The sequence below is a fragment of the candidate division WOR-3 bacterium genome (assembly GCA_016926475.1).
GTDB lineage: Bacteria > SDB-A > SDB-A > SDB-A > SDB-A > JAFGIG01.
Map to the genome: position 1 here is coordinate 1 of JAFGON010000046.1, position 20,364 is coordinate 20,364.

General features: G+C 41.6%; 18 protein-coding genes and 1 tRNA gene. 13 read left to right on the forward strand and 6 right to left on the reverse strand.

Features of this window, described 5'->3' with window-relative positions; genetic code table 11:
* The first annotated feature begins 799 nt into the window (after nucleotides 1-799).
* The 4 genes from JXA84_04565 to JXA84_04580 all read left to right on the forward strand — a co-directional run bounded on the left by JXA84_04565 (nucleotide 800) and on the right by JXA84_04580 (nucleotide 2,846).
* Nucleotides 800-1,117 (forward strand): hypothetical protein, encoded by a 318-nt coding sequence (locus JXA84_04565; GenBank protein ID MBN1150478.1) that lies wholly within the window; start codon nucleotides 800-802, stop codon nucleotides 1,115-1,117.
* Nucleotides 1,089-1,871 (forward strand): phosphatase PAP2 family protein, encoded by a 783-nt coding sequence (locus JXA84_04570; GenBank protein ID MBN1150479.1) that lies wholly within the window; start codon nucleotides 1,089-1,091, stop codon nucleotides 1,869-1,871. The genes JXA84_04565 and JXA84_04570 overlap by 29 nt, the downstream gene beginning before the upstream one ends.
* A gap of 103 nt (nucleotides 1,872-1,974) precedes the next feature.
* Nucleotides 1,975-2,047: transfer RNA gene (locus JXA84_04575), tRNA-Arg, on the forward strand.
* 28 nt (nucleotides 2,048-2,075) lie between these two features.
* Nucleotides 2,076-2,846, forward strand: a complete 771-nt coding sequence (locus JXA84_04580; GenBank protein MBN1150480.1) for a hypothetical protein — start codon at nucleotides 2,076-2,078, stop codon at nucleotides 2,844-2,846.
* 53 nt (nucleotides 2,847-2,899) lie between these two features.
* Here the strand turns inward: JXA84_04580 and JXA84_04585 are convergent, their stop codons facing one another.
* Complete coding sequence (locus JXA84_04585; GenBank protein ID MBN1150481.1) at nucleotides 2,900-5,152, reverse strand: RNA-binding transcriptional accessory protein; 2,253 nt, start codon at nucleotides 5,150-5,152, stop codon at nucleotides 2,900-2,902.
* A 60-nt stretch (nucleotides 5,153-5,212) separates the two neighbouring features.
* On the opposite strand from JXA84_04585, the gene JXA84_04590 reads away from it, so the two are divergent.
* Nucleotides 5,213-7,438: an SH3 domain-containing protein gene (locus tag JXA84_04590; protein MBN1150482.1), complete on the forward strand. Its 2,226-nt coding sequence runs from the start codon at nucleotides 5,213-5,215 to the stop codon at nucleotides 7,436-7,438.
* A gap of 22 nt (nucleotides 7,439-7,460) precedes the next feature.
* On the opposite strand, the gene JXA84_04595 is transcribed toward JXA84_04590, so the two are convergent.
* Nucleotides 7,461-9,623 carry a cation:proton antiporter gene (locus tag JXA84_04595; protein MBN1150483.1) on the reverse strand — a complete coding sequence of 721 codons (2,163 nt, stop codon included), beginning with the start codon at nucleotides 9,621-9,623 and terminating at the stop codon, nucleotides 7,461-7,463.
* 97 nt (nucleotides 9,624-9,720) lie between these two features.
* Between JXA84_04595 and JXA84_04600 the strand changes: the two genes are divergently transcribed.
* The 8 genes from JXA84_04600 (at nucleotide 9,721) to JXA84_04635 (ending at nucleotide 16,754) form a co-directional block, all read left to right on the forward strand.
* Nucleotides 9,721-10,473 carry an outer membrane lipoprotein-sorting protein gene (locus tag JXA84_04600; GenBank protein MBN1150484.1) on the forward strand — a complete coding sequence of 251 codons (753 nt, stop codon included), beginning with the start codon at nucleotides 9,721-9,723 and terminating at the stop codon, nucleotides 10,471-10,473.
* The gene (locus JXA84_04605) at nucleotides 10,470-11,687 is read left to right on the forward strand and encodes an ABC transporter permease (protein MBN1150485.1); all 1,218 of its coding nucleotides are present in this window, start codon (nucleotides 10,470-10,472) and stop codon (nucleotides 11,685-11,687) included. The genes JXA84_04600 and JXA84_04605 overlap by 4 nt, the downstream gene beginning before the upstream one ends.
* Before the next feature lie 5 nt (nucleotides 11,688-11,692).
* Complete coding sequence (locus tag JXA84_04610; GenBank protein MBN1150486.1) at nucleotides 11,693-12,919, forward strand: ABC transporter permease; 1,227 nt, start codon at nucleotides 11,693-11,695, stop codon at nucleotides 12,917-12,919.
* A gap of 11 nt (nucleotides 12,920-12,930) precedes the next feature.
* Entirely contained in the window at nucleotides 12,931-13,626 is a 696-nt protein-coding gene (locus tag JXA84_04615) for an ABC transporter ATP-binding protein (protein MBN1150487.1), read from the forward strand.
* A complete protein-coding gene (locus JXA84_04620) occupies nucleotides 13,623-14,795 on the forward strand; it encodes a hypothetical protein (protein ID MBN1150488.1) in 1,173 nt (390 codons plus the stop codon). Before JXA84_04615 ends, JXA84_04620 begins: the two co-directional genes overlap by 4 nt.
* A gap of 81 nt (nucleotides 14,796-14,876) precedes the next feature.
* The gene (locus JXA84_04625) at nucleotides 14,877-15,791 is read left to right on the forward strand and encodes a M23 family metallopeptidase (protein MBN1150489.1); all 915 of its coding nucleotides are present in this window, start codon (nucleotides 14,877-14,879) and stop codon (nucleotides 15,789-15,791) included.
* A 10-nt stretch (nucleotides 15,792-15,801) separates the two neighbouring features.
* Nucleotides 15,802-16,239, forward strand: a complete 438-nt coding sequence (locus JXA84_04630; GenBank protein MBN1150490.1) for a polymer-forming cytoskeletal protein — start codon at nucleotides 15,802-15,804, stop codon at nucleotides 16,237-16,239.
* Between the two features lie 56 nt (nucleotides 16,240-16,295).
* Nucleotides 16,296-16,754 (forward strand): YbhB/YbcL family Raf kinase inhibitor-like protein, encoded by a 459-nt coding sequence (locus JXA84_04635; GenBank protein ID MBN1150491.1) that lies wholly within the window; start codon nucleotides 16,296-16,298, stop codon nucleotides 16,752-16,754.
* A 4-nt stretch (nucleotides 16,755-16,758) separates the two neighbouring features.
* On the opposite strand, the gene ychF is transcribed toward JXA84_04635, so the two are convergent.
* Genes ychF through JXA84_04655 form a run of 4 tightly spaced genes read right to left on the reverse strand, consistent with a single transcriptional unit; the run spans nucleotide 16,759 to nucleotide 20,351 of the window.
* Nucleotides 16,759-17,787, reverse strand: a complete 1,029-nt coding sequence (ychF, locus tag JXA84_04640) for a redox-regulated ATPase YchF (GenBank protein MBN1150492.1) — start codon at nucleotides 17,785-17,787, stop codon at nucleotides 16,759-16,761.
* A complete protein-coding gene (locus JXA84_04645; GenBank protein MBN1150493.1) occupies nucleotides 17,765-18,673 on the reverse strand; it encodes a hypothetical protein in 909 nt (302 codons plus the stop codon). The genes ychF and JXA84_04645 overlap by 23 nt, the downstream gene beginning before the upstream one ends.
* The gene (locus JXA84_04650; GenBank protein MBN1150494.1) at nucleotides 18,660-19,250 is read right to left on the reverse strand and encodes a hypothetical protein; all 591 of its coding nucleotides are present in this window, start codon (nucleotides 19,248-19,250) and stop codon (nucleotides 18,660-18,662) included. The genes JXA84_04645 and JXA84_04650 overlap by 14 nt, the downstream gene beginning before the upstream one ends.
* A 9-nt stretch (nucleotides 19,251-19,259) precedes the next feature.
* Nucleotides 19,260-20,351: a hypothetical protein gene (locus tag JXA84_04655; GenBank protein MBN1150495.1), complete on the reverse strand. Its 1,092-nt coding sequence runs from the start codon at nucleotides 20,349-20,351 to the stop codon at nucleotides 19,260-19,262.
* Between the last annotated feature and the right edge of the window lie 13 nt (nucleotides 20,352-20,364).

The following is a 20,364-nucleotide window of genomic DNA, read 5'->3' on the forward strand; positions in this document are numbered from 1 at the left end:
AATTGATAAAGACAGTGGTATCAAGAATGATCCCAATGATTGGGCAAAAGAAGTCGGCAATCCAAGATATATCCTCGACCTCCTCCTAAGCATCATCAACGTCAGCATTAAAACCGTTGATATTGTCAATGATTTACCAAAGTTGGAGTTTTGAATAGATAAAATAAATTGTAAAATAAATGAAATCTTTTTTTCTAATATTTTAGAATATGAAACTTTCTCTTTTAAAATTGGGAAAACATTTGAACTATCTATAATCACTTGTATAGCATACATCCGTGCATGATGAATTAAAAACAAATGGCAAGAGTTTGTATTCACCATAGATATACATTAATAACAAATACAAATATTCTTTATTTTCTGGAAATATATCAACAGTTAAGTTATCAATCGGAGTATATACCTCTGTCAAGTGGCATATATCTTTACGAGTTGTTGCTGCACATAACTTTACGAGTCTAAATAATAAAAAAAAGGTCTAAAGGGATGGTGGTGTTGCACTAAATTATTGAGCGGAACCAGTTATTTCTTATTATATATTTTTACCCGAAGGTTTTTTTTCGATAATTTTGATTTCGGGGAAATAATAAAACCCTTAAAAGTAATGGCAAACAGCAAATCTTATGTTTAAATTATTAAATGAAATCGCCCTTGCGATATATTCAGTTATAACACAAACAAATATTGTTCAATTCGTACTGAACAATTATCATTAATCAACAAAAAAGGTTACATGCTTTTATGGCTGCTATAAGAAAGATTAAAACAATCAAAACAACATAAGGAAAATCTTCATATGAAATTTGTAATGATCTTAGGGTATGTCTTGTTGATATTAGGCGGCGTTTTAAGTTTGTTCTATTTTTCGGCGTATTTACTTTCGCACCTGACATATCTGACAGTATGTTTCAACAAGTGGGTGATGTCCGAAGCCCCTAAGTACGCGACCGATCCTATACTGTATCTTCTCGGCTCGTTTTTCTGGCTTTTTGTCGCTTTTACAGGGATGATAATGATCATGTTTCAAAAGATCTGCGCCATGATTCAAAGCGGCAAAATCAATACTCATTCACAAACAATAGAAAGTGAAAAAAAATCAGAAGTTGAAATTTGATATACGGCACGGGAGCTGGCATTTTTATGTTCTCACGGTTTTGTCGCTTTTCGCTGTAGTAACTGCATTACCTCAATTCAACTTGTTCTTTTTCAGATTCCTCAACAATATATCCTCGGTTACGGGGGAGAATATCTGGATCGTCCTGACTTTTTTCTCAGACGGTCTCGTCTCGTTCGTGGTTTTGACTCCTTTTTTAAAGAAAAAACCCAAGATAATTTTCGCTGTCATAATTGCCACTGCCGTGTCAACTCTTTTAAACCAGATCCTAAAGAGGTCATTTCATATTCAGAGGCCAACTCGCGTCCTCGACAGGGAGACGATGATACTGATTGGTCCTGATTGGGGTCAGTATTCTTTTCCTTCCGGTCATTCAGCTATGATATTTGTCCTGGCTTCCGTCATTTCCGCTTTAATGAATAGATCTGTCAAAACAGCAGTCTTGTCGTCTGCTTCACTTATAGCCCTATCACGCGCTGTTGTCGGAGTGCATTGGCCGTTCGATATCGCTGTCGGGGCGATGATTGGTTGGGCTTCGGGATGGATTGGAATTTTCATCTCTGAAAAGGCGAAATGGGGTTATGGGAGGAAAGCCTCGCTGATATACGCGTTTTTGCTCTCCGGGGCTTGCGTGGTTTTGTTTTTGTGGGACTATTCAGGCTTTGAAGGCATAATGTTTTTTCAGAGAGCTGTCGCCTTCATTTTTATGCTCTTCAGCGTTTGGGCGATAGTTAAAATTTTAAAAGATAAATAGACACGAGAATCAAAAAAGACAACTTTTCTATTTTCTCTTGATTTTATCCTAAAATTGTCGCAAAATACGCTCTGATCGTTTAAAGAGCGAAAAATACTTTTTCGCCCTCGTAGCTCAGTGGATAGAGCATCGGTTTCCTAAACCGGGGGTCACAAGTTCGAATCTTGTCGGGGGCGATATCAAAATTGATAAGGAGAGAAAAAAATGACCAAGAATCTTCCTCATCAGGAAATTGGACACGATGATATATTCGTAAAATACGTGAAAAAAGGCGTTTTGCTTATAAAAAAATACCCCTACCACACAATACTGGCCATTGTCGCATCAGTTTCTGTCATCATCCTTTTATCTACCTTATTAGGCAGGAAGAGTGAAAATCTTACTAAGAGCGACCAAGTTCTACAGACCATGAACCTGTTTGACGCCTTGTACTTTCAGGAAAACACACAAGAGATATTGACCGGCATAATGCAATCCATGGAGGGGTTGTCTAAATCAGCCAACCAGGATACTTCGGGCAAAGCTCTTATCAATACGCTTGAAGGATACGCAATGATGTTGCAGTTTCAGTATCAGTTAGCTGCTGAAAAATGGCAGAAAGTGTATTCCGGAGAAGAACCATCGCCAAAGATAGTGAATTTAGTGGCGACTCTGGGATTTTCTGATCTGGTCGATCCGGTTAATTCTCTGTCAATTTTGTATCCGAAACTTCAGGAGTTCTTCGTCGAAGATTCGGGACTTGCTATGCTCGCCATTCTCGACGCTGGAGAAAACGCGGCTTTGACCTTGATGTATGACACTTCTTTGGCTGTTGACACATCTGCAAACCAAATCTACGAGATGGGGAGGACAGCTCTTGAGTATTCATCACTCAACATGACGAATGCCTTCCTCAAAAACGAAGCAGATTTCTACGGGGATATTCTTGAGGTCGCCTACCAGGTCAGAAAAAACAAAATTGAAGTCAATGAGTAAGTTTTTGTATTGAAAACTTAAGAAGGGAATTTATACTGTCATCAGAAGGGATTTCATCTCGAACCCCATTTTTTCTTGAGTTGTTCGACTGATTCAGCAAGGCTTTTTTTCTTTTTTTTCCGTTTTCTTTCGCCTTTTTTTTCGAGAGCTTTCATGCTGAGGTTTATTCTCTTGAGTACCTGATCTACGGATATAACTTTGACTTTCACTTTTTTACCGACTGAGATGAACTCCTCGGGTTTTGAAATATAATGATTCGACATTTCGGAAATGTGAACCAGCCCGTCTATATGAACCCCAATGTCGACAAAAACACCGAAATTGGTAACATTTGTCACAACTCCGTCGAGTGTCATCGAAGGTTTGACGTCGGAGATATCCGAGACGTCTTCATTGAAAAGAAAGATTTGAAAATCTTTTCTCGGGTCTCTTCCCGGATTTTTCAACTCTGAGATTATATCGATAACTGTCGGAAGACCAAACGCTTCTGTAGTGTATTTTTCAGGCGAAATGCTTGAAAGAAGATCGTTTCTTGAAATCATTTCGGGCACTGATTTTCCGAGATCTTCAGATATATTTTTCACGATAAAATATGATTCGGGGTGAATTCCAGTTGAATCCAGTGGTTCTTCATGTCCTTTTATTCTCAGGAAACCGGCGCTCTGCTGAAAAGCTTTTTCGCCGTACATCCTGACATTCATCAAATCTTTCCTGTTTTTAAAAATCCCGTTCTTCGTTCTGTGCTCGACAATGTTTTTTGCCAAAGTTTCTCCTATACCTGATACGTACTTCAACAGATGGTATGAGGCTATGTTAAGGTCTACACCCACTCTGTTGACGACCGAGATTACCACCGAGTCGAGTTTACTCTTCAAAAGAACTTGGTTTACGTCGTGTTGGTATTGACCTACACCGATGGCTTTCGGATCAATTTTCACGAGCTCGGAAAGTGGGTCTTGAAACCTTCTTCCAATCGAGACAGCGCCTCTTACCGTGACGTCTTTGTCAGGAAATTCTTCCCTTCCTGTTTTTGAAGCAGAATATACTGAAGCTCCAGCCTCGCTAATGATTGTGATCACAATATCTTCGCCTTCAATTGTTTTTTTTACCAATTCTTCTGTCTCTCTCGAAGCCGTTCCGTTTCCGATCACTATCGCCTTGACGGAGTGCTTTTTGGCGCTATCAAATATTTTTTTTGCTGAATCTCCCAGCATTTTTTTGGATCCTACCGAAAAGAAAACAAAATCTTCGACGATGTTGCCGATCTCATCCAAAACAACTGTTTTACAGCCTGTCTTGTAACCAGGATCGACAGCCATCAGTTTCATTGGACCTGCAGGAGGCGACAGTAGAAGGCTCTCGAGGTTTTTGGAAAATATTTCCACGGCTTCAAGCTCTGATTTCTTTTTCAACTCGAGTCTAATGTCGAGTTCGATAGACGGTATTATCAGTCTCTTCAACGCATCGTCGAGAATCGTGTCCAAATATAATTTTCTCGGGTGATTGTCGTCATAAAGCAGAGTAGATAGTTCAAAAGAGTATGAATCCTTTACAGAGGTTATTGATGTTTTGAGCACTTTTTCTCTTTCTCCTCTGGCAATGGCAAGGTATCTGTGGGAAGGTATGTTGTTGATCTTTTCCGTGAAGTTGTAGTACTTTTCGAATTTAGACCGTTTGTCCGCCCATTCCTCTGCGGAGCTGACAATGATGACTCCGTTTTCCCTGAGAAAATCACGGGCTTTTTTTCTCACTTCGGAATTTTCTGAAAACTCCTCGGCGAGAATATATCCTGCACCTTCAAGCGCTTCCTGAGGTGGACAATTATTTTCGTTTTCATCCAAAAACTTTATCGCGAGGGAAATGGGTTCTCCGATAATTTGTGAATCGATCAACAACAGGGCAAGACCGGACAGGCCTTTGTCTCTCGCGACGGAGGCTTTCGTTTTTCTTTTAGGCTTGAACGGAAGATAAAGGTCTTCGAGTTCGCTTTTCAAATAGACCGATTCTATCTTTTTCTGTAGGCTGTCTGTTAGTTTATTCTGATCTTTTATGGTTGATAGAATTGTCTTTTTCCTTGCGTTCAATTCAAATATATAATCGCAAAGTTCTTTGACTTTTTGAACCTTGAGTTCATCAGCGATTTGAATCTTTTCTTTTCTGTAACGAGAAATAAAAGGAACTGTCATTGAAGCGTCGAAAAGGTCTATGAGGTTGACCGCGACGTTTTTGGAAACTCCGGATTCCGAAGAAATGTAATCAAGATCTCTTTCAGAAATCGATTTTTTTAGTGGTGACTCATATTGCATAAAATCATCTCAAGAATTATCATACTAACAAATCGTCAAATAAATAGCAAGGGGTGGTATATGTTCTTGTTCTATTGTTTTTCCCTAATATTTCTCGGAACGACTGTTCATTTTCAAGAATATGAAAAGAACCGTAAAGACTTTGACTTTTCCCAAGTATGGCAAGAGCCGGTACCTTTAGCTGAAATTTCTTCGGAAGGACTCACCAGAGATTATTATGGTTACCTGCCTTCATGGGTCTCAAATACTTCTTATCAAGAATTCGATTTCCGCCTCTTGACGCATATCGCTTACTTTTCCGTCGAGTTGAATACTTCCGGAGAAGTGGGATCCATACCCAACCAGACTCGTTTCAACGAGATAGTATCAATGGCTCATCCCAGAGGCGTCAAAATACACATGACTTTCACCCTTTTCGGCACATCATCTGTTTCGTCTTTTCTGAACAATTCCTCAGCAAGACAGACAGCTATATCAAACATAGTCAACCTCGTCGAAGACAGGGGTATAGAAGGCGCGAACATTGATTTTGAATTTGTTTCATCGTCTGTCAGGGATTCTTTCACTCTATTTATACGTCAGTTATCAAGTGCCCTCCGAACCAGCTCTGCCGGCAGAAAAGAACTTTACATCGCCATGCCTTGCGTTCCTTCCTGGTATCCGGGTTATAATTTTACGGATTTGGCTGACACTGTCGATGGCTTATTTATAATGGCCTATGATTACCATTACAGCGGGTCTTCCACAGCCGGCCCTGTTTCTCCGACTGTCAACAGCTCTTTCTGGGGTTATTACGCGGTCAACACCTCTATTGGCGACATAATCAATTCATGGGGAACAGACAGAAAAAAAGTGATTCTGGGAATGCCGTATTATGGAATCGAATGGCCGACGACCTCTCAGTCTGCTGGATCATCCACGACAGGCAATGGGAGCGCGGTTACATTCAACAACGCCAAATCAAACGCTTATACATACGGCAGAATATGGGACGATAATTCTCAAACCCCATGGTACAGATACAACGACGGCTCATGGCGGCAATGCTGGTATGACGATTCGGTAAGCATTGGATTGAAGCTTGCAATCGCCCGTGACAGCGCTCTTGCCGGAGCGGGGTGTTGGGCTTTGGGATACGATTACGGTGAAGACGATCTCTGGAACGTAATCGAAAGTACTTTTTGGATAGGCGCTCCTGTTCTGCACTGTTCGTTCGAAGTCATCGCCTCTTCGCTAAACTTAAGGGCAGGACCTTCTTCTTCTTATCCGGTTATTTCGCAATTGCACGCCGGCCAAAAATTCGTGCTTTTCGATAGAAACGGCAATTGGTACAAGATATACCATCCTTCGGCCAGCGGCGCCGCTCACGGGTGGGCTTACGGAGGGAGCGGAAACCCTCTCAAATATTTAAAGGGAGCCAACGGAGGCGACCTTCTTCAGGTGACGGCATCTTTGCTGAATGTCAGGTCGGGACCCACAACCGATTCTTCCGTTTTGACTTTGATTTCGGAAGGTCAATGCTTTGTTCCGGACTCATACTCGGGGGACTGGGCCAGAATATTTCTCTCCGACAGCAACGGCCAGGGATGGATACACTGGCAATCCTATACAAGGCAGATCCATTTTCCAGAAGATTCCAACGCTTTCTTTTTGACGGTGGACTTCTTTTGTTGCCAAGACACAGTGTTCTCTGGGGACACTTTCAGTTTAGAGGTATTCACAATAAACACGGGCGAATCGCCTTTAGACTCTCAACTTTTACTCTGTTCAGACAGCGCGAGTCCTTTCTATTATCCCGGGTCTTGGACCGATTCCTTTAATGCCGTAACTGAAGGTTTTCAAGCCCTACCCAGTCAGTATTCGAATAGAAATTCCCTGATGAGGGCTCCTGCGGTCGGATCTTGTCAGACGATATATCAGACTTTCAGATTTAAAAGAGGTCAAAATCCAATTTCAAGCGACTTCACATTTTCTGTCGTCGTTATACCCTCTTCTACGGTTGAAGAAGAAATTAATTCAATCTCTTCCAACACCGTTCAAGCGAGCATTCAACCCCTTGTATTCAGAGAATTATGTTTTTTGGAAGTAGATTCTGACCTCGAATACGAATTGCAAGTTTTTGACGTATCCGGGAGGGTTGTTTTTGCGCACAGAGGCGATGGAAGAAAAATCGCCTTCGGGAACAACCTGCCGTGCGGCAGTTATTTTTACCTGTTCAGAACGGTAGATGACGTGCAAAATCCGTTTATTTTATACGGCAAGATGACAAAAGTGATAGACGATTGAACAGTTGTAAAAAGGCGAAAATCTAAATGTTATTTTTTCCAAAATAACTTCGGACTGTTTTTGACGGTTGTTTTATGGATTTCATGATTTCGAAGAATTCATCTCTGTTTTTGATTTCTGATATTTTAAGCAGAAATTCGCTGTCGCCGAAAATTTTTCCTATGGAGGCGAGAATCTGAAGATGAGGGGATTCTGCTTCAGGTGAGAGAATGAGAAAAAAAAGCTTGGAATCTTTGTTGTCTATCGAATCGAATTTCACGCCGCAGCGAGAAATTCCAACTGCAATTTCAACATTCTTTACCCTGTTAGTCCTTATATGAGGAACCGCAAGTCCGTTTTCAAGACCTGTGCTCATCATGTCTTCTCTTTCCAATATCTTTTCGAACAAAAATTTCTTTTCTGTAATTTTACCGTTTTGAAACAAAACTTCAAGCAACTCCTTTATCACTTCTTCCTTTTTAACTGATTTCAAAGGCACAACAACGCATTTCGGATCAATAAATTTCATTAGGTTGACGTCATTTTTCGAAAATCCGTTCGTTATTATCTCTTTTTTCAACTCTTCAGGTTTGGCAATAGTTTTAAGGTGCTGGGCAGTTTCAAAAAGTTCGAGAAATGATTCGTAGGCGATTGTATTTATGAGCCCGACGTCTTCTTTTTTGGATTTGAAAATGATTTTGTCCTCAACAGCCGACATTTTCAGGAAGACCTTTTCTTTTCTGATGTAGTGAATGTTGTCCTGAGATTGTATGTGGGTTATAAAAAAGCCTTCTTTACTGAAATTGACAAGAATGTTTGACAGTATCAATGAAAACAGTTCGGGATTTGAAATGTCGAATGTTGTATCTACTTCATCAAACCCTTTGGGGTCTCTTTTTATGCCTTTTTTACTAGATTTGAATGAAGCGTCAATGAACGGAGGAGAGACGATTATGCTGAGCATTGCCATCATCATGCTCACGCCGAACGTCTTTTCGTCGAAAAGGTTGCTCATAAGGGCAAAACTCGCTATTATCAGGGCGACTTCAGCTCTCGGGACCATACCCAGGCCAATCCTCAGGGCACCTCTTAGGTTGAAATTGGTAATGTAAGCCGGAAGCGCACAACCGAATATTTTAGACACAAAAGCGAAGAGAGAAAACAACAGACCGAAGATCACGATTTCTTTGACAAAAAATATCGAAGGGTCTACGAGCATCCCCATGATAGTGAAGAAAAATGGCAAGAAGAAGGCCTCAAGGGGGTTCAGCGATTCTTTGACCACATAGCTTATATCAGTTCTCGAAAGGGACAATCCCATTACATAGGCTCCGACAATAAGGGCAAGACCTGATTTTTCAAAAATTCCTCCCATAAAAAAAGCAAGAGAAAGGGACAGAAGCGAAAATGTCATCTTGTTTTTGAAAACTTTAAGGGCTCTGCCGATTTTTCTCGCGGCGAGAAGGCTTAGAACGGTGAATATCAGCCAAAGAGCGATGATTTTGATTGAAAATGAAAGAATGCTGAAAAGGGTTTCGCTTGACGAAGAAGAGGATTGAGCTCGTGAAGTCGAAACCGCGACGACGATCGACAAGGTCAATATTCCCAGGACGTCATCTATAACCGCCGCTGAAATTACAGAAACCCCCTCCGGAGTATCTATTTTTTTCCTCTCCGAGAGTATTCTCACCGTTACGCCCACCGAAGTAGCCATGCTTATACATCCGAGAAGCATGGATTTGGGTGAAAGAAAAGGTTCATGGAGAAACAAAACCGAAGCCAGGTCACCGAGTAAAAAAGAAAAAAAAGCGCCGGAAAGACCTATAAAACTCGCTGAAAGAGAATAGTGCAGGAACAATTTGATGTCGGTTTCAAGTCCTGAAAAGAACAAAAGCATCATGGAAGCCACAGTGGCGAATGAATACAATTCAGCGCTCACGGGGAAACCCATTGCTGAGTTGAAAGGGAATAGGCCTTCGGGAAAACCGGGGAGTGGTATTTTACCCAGAACATAAGGACCTATTATCACTCCGGCAATGATTTCACCCAAAACCGAAGGCAGCCTCAATTTTTTGAAAAGCAGCCCTGAACCGGTTGCGGCTATTAGTATTATACCCGCCTGAAAGACAAATCTTGTCATGTATTCCGTCATTATTTTTCCTTTGATGCTCGATATTATGGAAATGTTGTGCTGATTATACTTCAAAGGGATAGAAAATCAACAAAAAACAGACTTTCTGAACCGCACAATCAAATTTCTTTACATACAAAAAAAAGTGTATTATTAAAACGTAAGAGTTTAAATGATACGGTCAACAGTGAAAATATCCATTATTATACCATTGTCAATTGCTGTCTTCGCCAATTTAAGCGCTGTCACGGCGGAAGAAATAGCGGCAAAACTGGATGACCTTTACCGAAGCCAATCGAGCATGGGAAAGGTTGAAATGACAATAACAACCCCGGAGTGGCAAAGAACCCTTGTCTTTGAAATCTGGACTCTGGGTATGGAAAAAACATTTGTCAAAATCGTATCTCCTGAAAGAGAAAAGGACTTTGCGACGCTGAGAATAGGAAACGAGATGTGGAACTACCTTCCAGCCACAAACAGAGTAATGAAAATACCTCCGTCTATGATGCTGTCCTCCTGGATGGGGTCTGATTTTACAAACGACGATTTGGTAAGAGAGTCATCCTACATCGAAGATTACACCTTCCAAATAGTGAAAGTTGAAAATCCCGTTCAGGGAGAAATATACCTGGAGATGATTCCTAAAGAGACCTCCGCCGTAGTGTGGGGGAAAATAATAACTGCTGTCCGAGAAGGCGATTTTCTGCCTTTGTGGCAAAAGTATTACGATGAGGACGGAAACTTCATGAGAGAAATGGTATTCACAGAAATTGTAAATTTCGGATCGAGAGAAATACCTTCCACAATGGAGATAAGACCCCTGGACAAACCCGGAAACAGCACAGTTGTTCGTTTTATCGATATCGAATTCGACACAGACATTGACGAAGGGATATTTTCTCTGAGAAACCTGCAAAGAAATTGAAACTCATACTGAAAATCGCTCTGAGAAATGTTTTTCGTCAAAAGAGAAGATCCCTGTTGACCGGAATGATGATGAGCGTTGGATTCGCTCTTTTCTCAACAAGCATCGCGTGGATTGACGGATCCTATAATACCATAATAACAAATTTCACCGAGAACAAACTCGGGCACCTCCAGATCCACGTAAAGGGTTATCTTGATTCTCCGAGCATCTATAAAAGAATAAAATCGGCTTACGCTTTGGGAGATTCAATTCTAAATATAGAAGGAGTTAGGAGCTGGACTCCGAGAATTTTAGCCGGAGGCCTTGGCATGGTCGGTGAAAACACAGCGGCCGTGCAGATAATCGCCGTTGACCCTGCAAGAGAAGACCTCTCTTCCAAATTAAACAAAAAAGTTATAGAAGGCTCTTACCTGCCTGATGTAAACAGCAAAAAAGTTTTGATAGGAAAAGATTTGGCAAAAATTATTTCAGCCGAAATCGGCGACACAATAGTGTTTTTATCCCAGTCGGCGGATGGATCAATCGCCAATGATCAGTATGAAATATCAGGCATCGTATCTACAGGTAACCCTTCTGAAGACAGGATTTATTGCTACATGGATATCAAAGACGCCTGGAATCTTTTTTACATGCAAGGAAGCTGCCACGAGATATCGATACTGATCAATTCAATAGACGACATAGAGAATATGAAGAGGAAAATCGGCTCGATTCTGCCCGAAGACCTCGAAATTAAAACTTGGAAAGAATTCGCCAGGTCATTTTACAAAGCGATGCAAGCCGACAGGGCGGGGGACATGGTTTTCAGAATAATAATCATGCTGATAATATCAGTCGGGATATTCAATTCCGTTCTGATGGCTGTTTTGGAGAGGACCAGAGAATACGGGCTTCTGAAATCTCTCGGAATGAAACCTTCTGAAATCTTTGGTTTAATATACTCCGAGCTTTTCATACTCTCGTCATTCAGCGTCTTTGCCGGCTCCGTCATCGCAACCCTTGCAATTTGGTTTTTGTCTTACAAAGGATTGACGCTCGGAGAGGGATTTTCTTACGGAGGGATGATTTTCAGCGAATTGAAAGCCACATTTTCCATAAGGGCGTTTTACGAACCTTTGTTACTGCTGGTTTTATCTGTTGCCGCCGTGACTTTTTTCCCGGCTTTGAAAGCCTCCAATACCGACCCAATAGTCTCAATGAGAGATTTTTAGCGAATATGTTTTTAACAATTTCCAAAATCGCTCGCCGAAACATCCTGAGAAACAAAAAGCGGAGTCTGATAACCGCTGTATCGGTCGGTCTTGGTTTGTCGGTTTTAATATTGACCGATGCATTGATTCAAGGTTTCAACAACTACATTAGAACTTCTTTAACCTCTGTTTTCTCTGGTCAGGCTCAAATACACAATGAAAATTTCATCCAGACCATGCAATCCAAAGACACCATATTCAATTCATCTCAAGTAATGAACGACTTGAAAATTTTCGAACAAGTAGAATATTTTTCACCGCGGTTACTCTCAAACGCGACGGTGACTTCAGTGTCAGACCTCAAATACGTGCTTTTAGCGGGAGTCGATCCCAACAGAGAACGTAATTTATCAATTTTTGACGACTGCATAATAAAAGGGAGCTATCTCACGCAGGAAAACCGCAACGGCATCCTTCTGGGGGTAGACCTTGCAAACACTTTGGGAGTTGACACAGGAGACAAAGTGGTCATAACCCTCGCAAGGACAAATACCGGAGAAATCTATCAAGAACTTTTCAGGGTCTCGGGTGTCTTCGACACAGAAATGGAAGAAATAAACAAATCGATAGCTTTGGTTGAAATCAACGCCGCCTCTGAAATGCTCGGTTTAAACGGCGAAATACACGAGATTGCTGTCGTATTTAAAGATCAGAGCTACTCCGATGACCCTGACGGTGAATTCTTCTCGATGTTTTCCAAAAACGGAAACAAGTCTTTGAGCTGGAAACAAATCTATCCGGATATCGTCAAAATGTCTGAGATGACCGACATATCAACCCTTGTAATAGCAGTTATAATATTTTTAGTTGTAGGCCTTGGAATCGTCAACACAATTTTCATGTCAATATACGACCGGCTGTTTGAATTCGGAGTTCTCAGGGCGATTGGAGCGAGAAAAAAATTTATCGTCTATATGATATTGTCAGAAACCCTTGTCTTGTCGTTCTGGAGCGTTGTTGTCGGTGGGTTTTTAGGTCTATTGATAACTTTCATCCTCTCGAAGACTGGTATAAACTACGGTGGAATCGAATACGAAAGCGTGCTTTTGAAAACCGTTTATCCGAGTTTACGTCTATACCAGTTTATAAAGTACCCGGTGTTATTGATGATATTTTCAGTTTTGATATCTTTGCATCCGGCTCTTTACGCTTCGAGAATATCTCTCGCAAAGTCGGTAAAAAAGACTCTTTAAAGGGGATTTCAATGAATGTTTCAAAAATAATAATCGACATTGAAAATTTAAAAAAAACATACTCTGACGGAGGGATTCCGGTCCACGCGGTAAGGGGGATAACCTGTGAATTCGAAGAAGGAGAATTTACAGCTATCGTCGGTCCTTCGGGCTCTGGAAAGACCACTTTGATGAATCTAATGGCCGGATTGGACACTCCGACCGAGGGATCGGTGTCTTTAAACGGAACCCCGATAAGCAAAATGAAAGGCTCGGTTTTGTCAGATTTCAGAAGGGATAACATTGGATTTATTTTTCAATCCTACAATCTCATCCCTGTTCTCACTGTGAGAGAGAACGTCGAATTCATACTTCTTCTAAAAAAAGTCTGCAAGAAAATAAGAGATCAAAGAGTGGAAGAAGTCCTCGAAGAGATAGGCTTAAAGGGTTTTGCCGAAAAAAAAGTTACAATGATTTCAGGCGGACAACAGCAGAGAGTCGCAATAGCCAGAGCAATAGCGGCTAAACCGAAGATAATACTCGCTGATGAACCGACCGCGAATCTCGATTCAGAGAACAGTGTTAACCTCATTGAAATAATGCTGAAAATGAATAAAATCCACGGGACAACATTTATATTTTCAACACACGACAGCCTTATAAGAGACAAAGCCAAAAGGATCATAACCGTGAAAGACGGGAAGATATTTTCTGACGAAAAAAAATGAAAATCAATTTGTATCTTTCGGTTTTGTTTTTGCTCTTTTCAGTTTCTCAACGTTGTGATTGCCTTGATTATGAATTCGGAGGTTTTTGTAGAAATTATTATTCCATGAACGTCCAACTGAGCGAAAGACCTTCACGCGGCTTTAACCTGAACTCCTGTTATTTGAAATTTCGTTTATCAAAAACCGATGTTCTGACTTTAAACTCGGCAGTCTTTTTTTTCGCTTCAGCTTCAGACCCCTTTCATTTTCCTGAAATTTCAGAGATAGACAAGTCTTTCCGGTTCGGCTGTCACAAAAAAATTCTCTACCCGAGAAACAAGGAAAACAGCGGTCCTTTTTGTATTTCCGCCGATATAGACAGATTCAACATAATTCTCAAAACTCCGAAATTCGACGTTTTCGCAGGCAGACAAGCTATTTCCTGGGGAATGTCGAGGTTTATATCCCCGACAGACATCTTTATAAAGACGTCTTTTTTTGACGCCGTCAGAAGCGAGTCCAGGGGGATTGACGCCCTTTTGGTCAGATCTCCCCTCACGGACAAGGGCGATTTCACTTCTGGCATTGTCATAGGGGAAAATTTCGACTCTAAAAATTCCGCGTATTTTGCCAAAGCCAGGACATCTATTTTGGGCATAGATACCGAACTTTTGTACTGTGAATTCAGGCAGGAACAGATTTTTGGCGTTTCTCTTTCACACCCGCTTGGAGGAGCTCTGATCTGGAGCGAAACAGCGTTTTACGGAAACATTGAAAGTTTAAACGTTTCTCTGGGTTGCGATTATTTTTTGTCGGGCGGAGCTTACGTTTTTTTGGAAATATTTTTCAACGGGCTGGGGGAGAGCTCTAGCGAGGATTATTGGCAAAATGAAAGCAAAAAGGCTTACATGAAGAAACTTGTCTATCTCAACGGCAGAAATTACTTTTCTTTCGGGATTGACAACCAAATAACACCGCTTGTCCACCATTCCTCGAGAATCTCTGTTAATGCATCTGAACCATCTGTTTTCGCATCGCATACTATCGATGTAAATTTAAGAGAAAACGTATACTTCGATTTTGGGTACACGGGAGGCTACCCTCTTTTCGGCATGGATGCTGAAAACAGTTTTTCGGAATACGGTTCGATAGGCAAATCATTTTTCGGCTCGATCTCGATCTATTTTTAAAAAAGTTTTGAACACTGGAATACAAGATCAAAGCATCTTGACCTAGCATTTGAACACTCCTATAATAATTAGGTGATTTAAATGAAAAGAAATGAAGACAGATTTTTAACCATACTTTTTATTCCGCACAACGCCAAATCCCCTCATGTCATAAAAATACCGTATTTTTACATCAATTCGGCAATTATTCTTCTTGTCTTGATAGTAATATTTTCAACAGTATCTTTTTTCACCATGAGATACTACGCCAATCAAAAATCAATGCTCGACAGAAAAAATAGGAGTTTAATCTGCGAAAGAGACACTCTATATGAAATAATTGATCAAGTCGAAAGCATAAAGAACGAACTGATTGTCCTTGAACAGCTGAGAATAAATCTCAGAAGTAAAATTTACGAAGACAGTCAAAGCGCTAATTACCAAAACGATATGATCCTCGCCGATTTGCTTCCTCCTCTAGGTGGAAGCAGTTCGGAATACCAGGGGTATAACTCTCTAAAGAGAACTTATGACGAAATACTTTTTTTAAAAAACCAAATGCCGACGTCTTTTGATTTGGCTGAAAAAACCCTTTCTGAAGCAGAAAGCATCGATTACGAACTCGCCCATATTCCTTCGATAAATCCCACCGAAGGTCATATAACTTCCGGATTTGGATTCAGAGAAGACCCTTTCCTTCACACCACAAAATTTCATCACGGGGTGGACATACCAAACTCTACGGGAACACATATTTGGGCGGCAGCCGACGGAGTTGTGAACTTCGCCGGAACCATGTCCGGTTACGGCAACATCATCAGAATTCATCATAATTGTTCCTTGGAAACAGTTTACGCACACCTCGACAGTTTTGCCGTCAGGCTTGGCGAAAAAGTTCAAAAAGGTCAACTAATTGGGTACATGGGATCGACTGGAAGGAGCACCGATCCACATCTGCATTATGAAGTGAGAATAAACGACGAACCTGTAAACCCCGTAAACTTTATTAAAAATTAGGGAGAGGGAAATGCTCGGAAAAAATTCAAGGGGCGATAGCAAAATTGAAACAGTGATTGGACAGACTTCATTCCTCGAAGGCACAGTGTCGTCTGAGAATTCGCTTAGAATCGACGGCAAGATAGAGGGAAAAATCAACGGAAATCAAGATATAATAATAGGAGAATCAGGATACGTGAAGGGAACCATTAAAGGCGAAAATCTGATAATAGCGGGGATTCTCGAAGGAACAGCCGATATAAACGGAACTCTTTCGATAAAAAAAAGCGCGACCATACTCGGAGATATTGTTGTAGGGGCGATCGATATAGAAGAAGGCGGAAAATTTCTCGGGAGCTGTAAGATGAAAAATGAACCGAAACTTCTTGAAAGCTCAAGAATTTTCGAGGAGAAAAAAAAACGAGAACCGACCGAAGATTCGGATTCAGGCCAGAAAAACACGGATTGATTTGTTTTTTGTGCCTGGCTTTTGCCTGTTCCCTGAACAAACAGGAGTGTAAAAATATGATCCTGACAAGCGACGCTTTCGGTTACGGCGAGGAGATCCCCGCTAAATACACCTGCGACGGTGAAAATATATCGCCTGAACTGTCATGGGATTCCTTCCCTTCACAAACCAAATCTTTCGCTTTAACCTGCGACGACCCGGACGCTCCATCAGGAGGCTGGGTGCACTGGGTCGTGTACAACATTCCAGCAGATATAAATTCCCTTCAAGAAAGAATGCCTTCTGACAGCATACTCCAAAACGGCATAAATCAGGGGCTGACGGATTTCAGAACGACAGGCTACGGTGGACCGTGTCCGCCAAGCGGAAAGCACCGTTACTTCTTTAAAATATACGCTCTCGATGAAAACCTTGTACTGGAACCCGGTATGGAGATGGATGATCTGATGAAAGCGATATCCCCTCATATAATAGCCTCAGGGGAGCTGATGGGAGTCTATTCCAGAAAAAGGTAGCTTTTTAAACGCTGAAAAAGAATTCGACGACATCACCGTCGCGCATAATGTATTCTTTGCCTTCCGACCTCACAAGATTTTGACTTTTTGCTTTTTGTATGTTTCCGGTTTTTTTGAGATCTTCAAAGTGTACTACTTGAGCCCTTATAAAACCCCTTTCCAGGTCAGAATGAATTTTTCCAGCAGCTTGAGGCGCTTTGGATCCGCTTTTTGTCAACCATGCTCTGCTCTCTTTGGGGCCTGTAGTTAAAAAAGTGACAAGGTCGATTCCTTCAAGAAGTTTTTTAGCAAGTTCGATTTTACCGCCAGGTTTTATTCCGAAGTCCCTACGGAAATCATCGGCTTCATCTTGTTTCATTTGGCATATTTCAAGTTCAAAATTCGAGCATATTGACACCGTCGGTATGCCTTTTTCAGTAATTTTCTTTGTAGAGTCTTCAGTCTTGTAAAGCCTCTCGTCAGAGTTCAACACCGCGAAAGCTTTCAAATGCGATACCAAGCCAATCCTTTCAGCCCATTCGAAATACTGCGGTTCGAGTTCATTTCTAAGAGGGGCATTATTCTCGAGGATAGGCAGAATTTTATCTGCCAGGATTTTTTTTTCGAGGTCTTCTATGTTAGTCCTCTTGAATTTGTTGTCGTTAAGCCTTAAAAGACGACCCTCAACCGTATGTAAATCCGAAAGGATAATAAAGGTTTCCAGAAGATCCAATTCCGACACAGGATCAGGTTCGCCAAGAAATCCCGATTGCGAAAAATTCCTGAGGCAATATAAAATTGCGTCTTTGCCTTTTGAGGAGGGAACGACTTGTTTTTCAAAAAAATCCTCATCTTCGACTCCGGATTTCGGAGCCGGAGTGTCCGCAATGCCGACCTTGGCGTAGACCTTTTTTTTGGACGAGCTCATTTGGACAAGCCAGTCAACCCTTTCGTCGGCAAGTTCGATGACTCCCTTGGGGTTTTTTGATCCGGTCAAAAAATGAATAAGTGTTGATTTGCCGGAGCCTTTTCTACCTATTATTTGAATTTCCAAGAATATCCCTCAATTTATTTAAAATTTCTTCATCAGGGTTGTAAGACTCGGTGAAGAGGTTTATTTCGCTGAATTTCCACCCTGTAATACTGCCGTCTTCGTTTAATTCGAGGTCAATCAAACCGACCGAAGATAAACCAGTGTGAATTCTAAAATTTAGTGTGTGGTTCAGCGAACTCTCCCAGGTGCCTGCAAAACCGTCAAAACCGCCTATTATTATGTCGATGCCGGCAATTGAATTTGCCGTCAGAGTGTCGTGCCTGAAACTCGAATGACTCAGAGCTATAACAATATCGCAATTCTCTTGGTTCAAAGAATCAAGCGCTATCGACAAGGCGTCGTTTTCTTTCAGAACTCGGTTTTCATTTAAAATCTCATGAGGCAAAAACCATTCGGCGTGGCTTGAAATGTAACCCGTGACTCCTATTTTGACCCCGTTGATTTGGAAAATTCTAAACGGTTCAAAAATCCAATTGCCTGCAGAATCGACAAGAGAAGACGAGATGAATTCACAATCCATTTCTTTTGAAATGCCCTCTAAGAACCGGACGCCTTTGAAAAGGTCGTCTATTCCGACAGACATGGCGTCGTATTCCATATCGCGTGCAACATAGATGCCGGCTTCAATTCTTCTTGTGGATCCTGCGGGAGAAAGCCCCCAAAAATTACCTGCGTCTAGTAACAAGTCTGGTTTTTCAACTTCGAGAAAAGTGCGAAGCGAAGCTGCGCTTCCCAGGGGAGGAGGAAAAGTAGGGCTTATCCATGTCGCTGTTGATGGCGTGTAATTTCCTTGAACGTCTGAGGTGAAACATATTCTGATGTTTCGTGCAGAGACGGATTCAAGAGCCAAGAACAGGAGTAAAGAAGTCAGTTTAAGGGTTTTCATCTAACTCTTCCTCTTCTTCTTCTTCAGCGTCGAGTATAAGCTCTACCGTGCTGTGTTCTCGAATTTTATCGTAATATTCCCTAACTTCCCTGTATAACTCGGCGGATTTAATCATCACGGATATCTCGTTGTTTCTCGCGAGGGCGTAATAAGACCAGTTTGTTGAGCCTATGACGAGAATGTCTTCGTCAATGAGCACCATTTTGTTGTGGCTAGTCACGTCAGGCGGATCCCAGAGTACGCTTACGCCTCCTTCTCTCAGAAGATTCGCCAGCTGAAGATTCTGATAGGTGCTTCCGAGGTTCCAGGAAGAAGCGTCGAGAATCACTTCCACTCTTACCCCCCTGCTTACGGCGTCAAAAAGATCCTGGTACAAAAGTTCATTGACACCTTCAGGATGGTCGGGATAAGTCCTGGCTTGATACATGACGATCAAAATTTCATTTTCGGCTTTTTGGATGGCTTCGTGCAGAACCGGGTAATAATCTCTGTTTGCCATCATTACGACATCTTCAGCTTCATGAGCCGAAAGGGCCAGCGCCGAAAATGCTATCAGAAGGACCGCAAATATTCTCATTTTTTCTCCTCAAATCAAATATGTGATGCCGCAGATAAGGCCGATAGTGCTTTCTCTGACCGTTTTTTCAGATTCGAAAGGCTTTGTATAGTCTCTCTGAGCGTATCGGAAAGACATTGAAAAAGTAGTTGGATAAAAGTCGTACGAAAAACCGGTAGAGAAGAAAAATGAATTCGCTTGATCGAGGCTGAAATTTTCTTCATACCCTCCGCCGAGTGAAAACACGGTTTTGTTGTAGAACTTGTTTTCCAAACCGAAAAACAGCGCATTGACATCATCAAGAGAATCGTTGATCTGGCTGTAGAAGCTACGCGTGTAATCCAGATGGATTTTCGCGGGAATAAATCCTGGTACCTCTACGCATAATCCCAGTGTTGATTTTATCGGAGTGTTAGTGGTCTCGTCACTCGTCGATATCGCCAGTCCGAAAGAATAGCGGTCAAAAGAGGACAGGACTCCTCCTTTGAAAACAAAAGCAGCATTCTCGGTTTTGTCCGTAGTTATCGTGTCAATTCTTCCGGCTTCAAAATAAATTATTTCGTATGTTTTGGTCCTGTTTAGCAGAAGATAATCGACTTCAACTCCGGCGGAAAAATTGTCTGAAAAATAACGGGCTGTCAGCCCGAATGCGTTTCCCTGGCCTGAAGATTTTTTAAATGTCTCGCTGACGACCTGGTAGAATGAATTCCTCTCGGTGTATTTGTACTCGTAATCATAATCCATGAATTGAGACGTGAGTAACCCGGCGCCGAATGTGCCGGTGTTGAAATACAAAATGGCCGAATAAGGAGTTAGATTCGATTTGCTGTTCTGCGATACCGTCAGCATGCCCATCCTGTTGTTGTAGCTGTCGAAAATCGTGACGACTTCAGATTCTGTCGTGTAATTCATTCCGACGTTCACGGCAAAATAATATTTTCCGGGCACGGAGCAAGCCGGATTTATCAGAACATCCGTTGTGACTCCCGCTTGACCTCTTGCTGCGGTTTGGGTCATGCACTGATATATGGGTTTCCCGGTGTTCAGGTAATCTATGTATCCCCCGGAAAAGAGTACCGCCGGAAACAAAGCCAAGAATATGATGATAGGGCTTAATTTCATTTTTTTCTCCTTG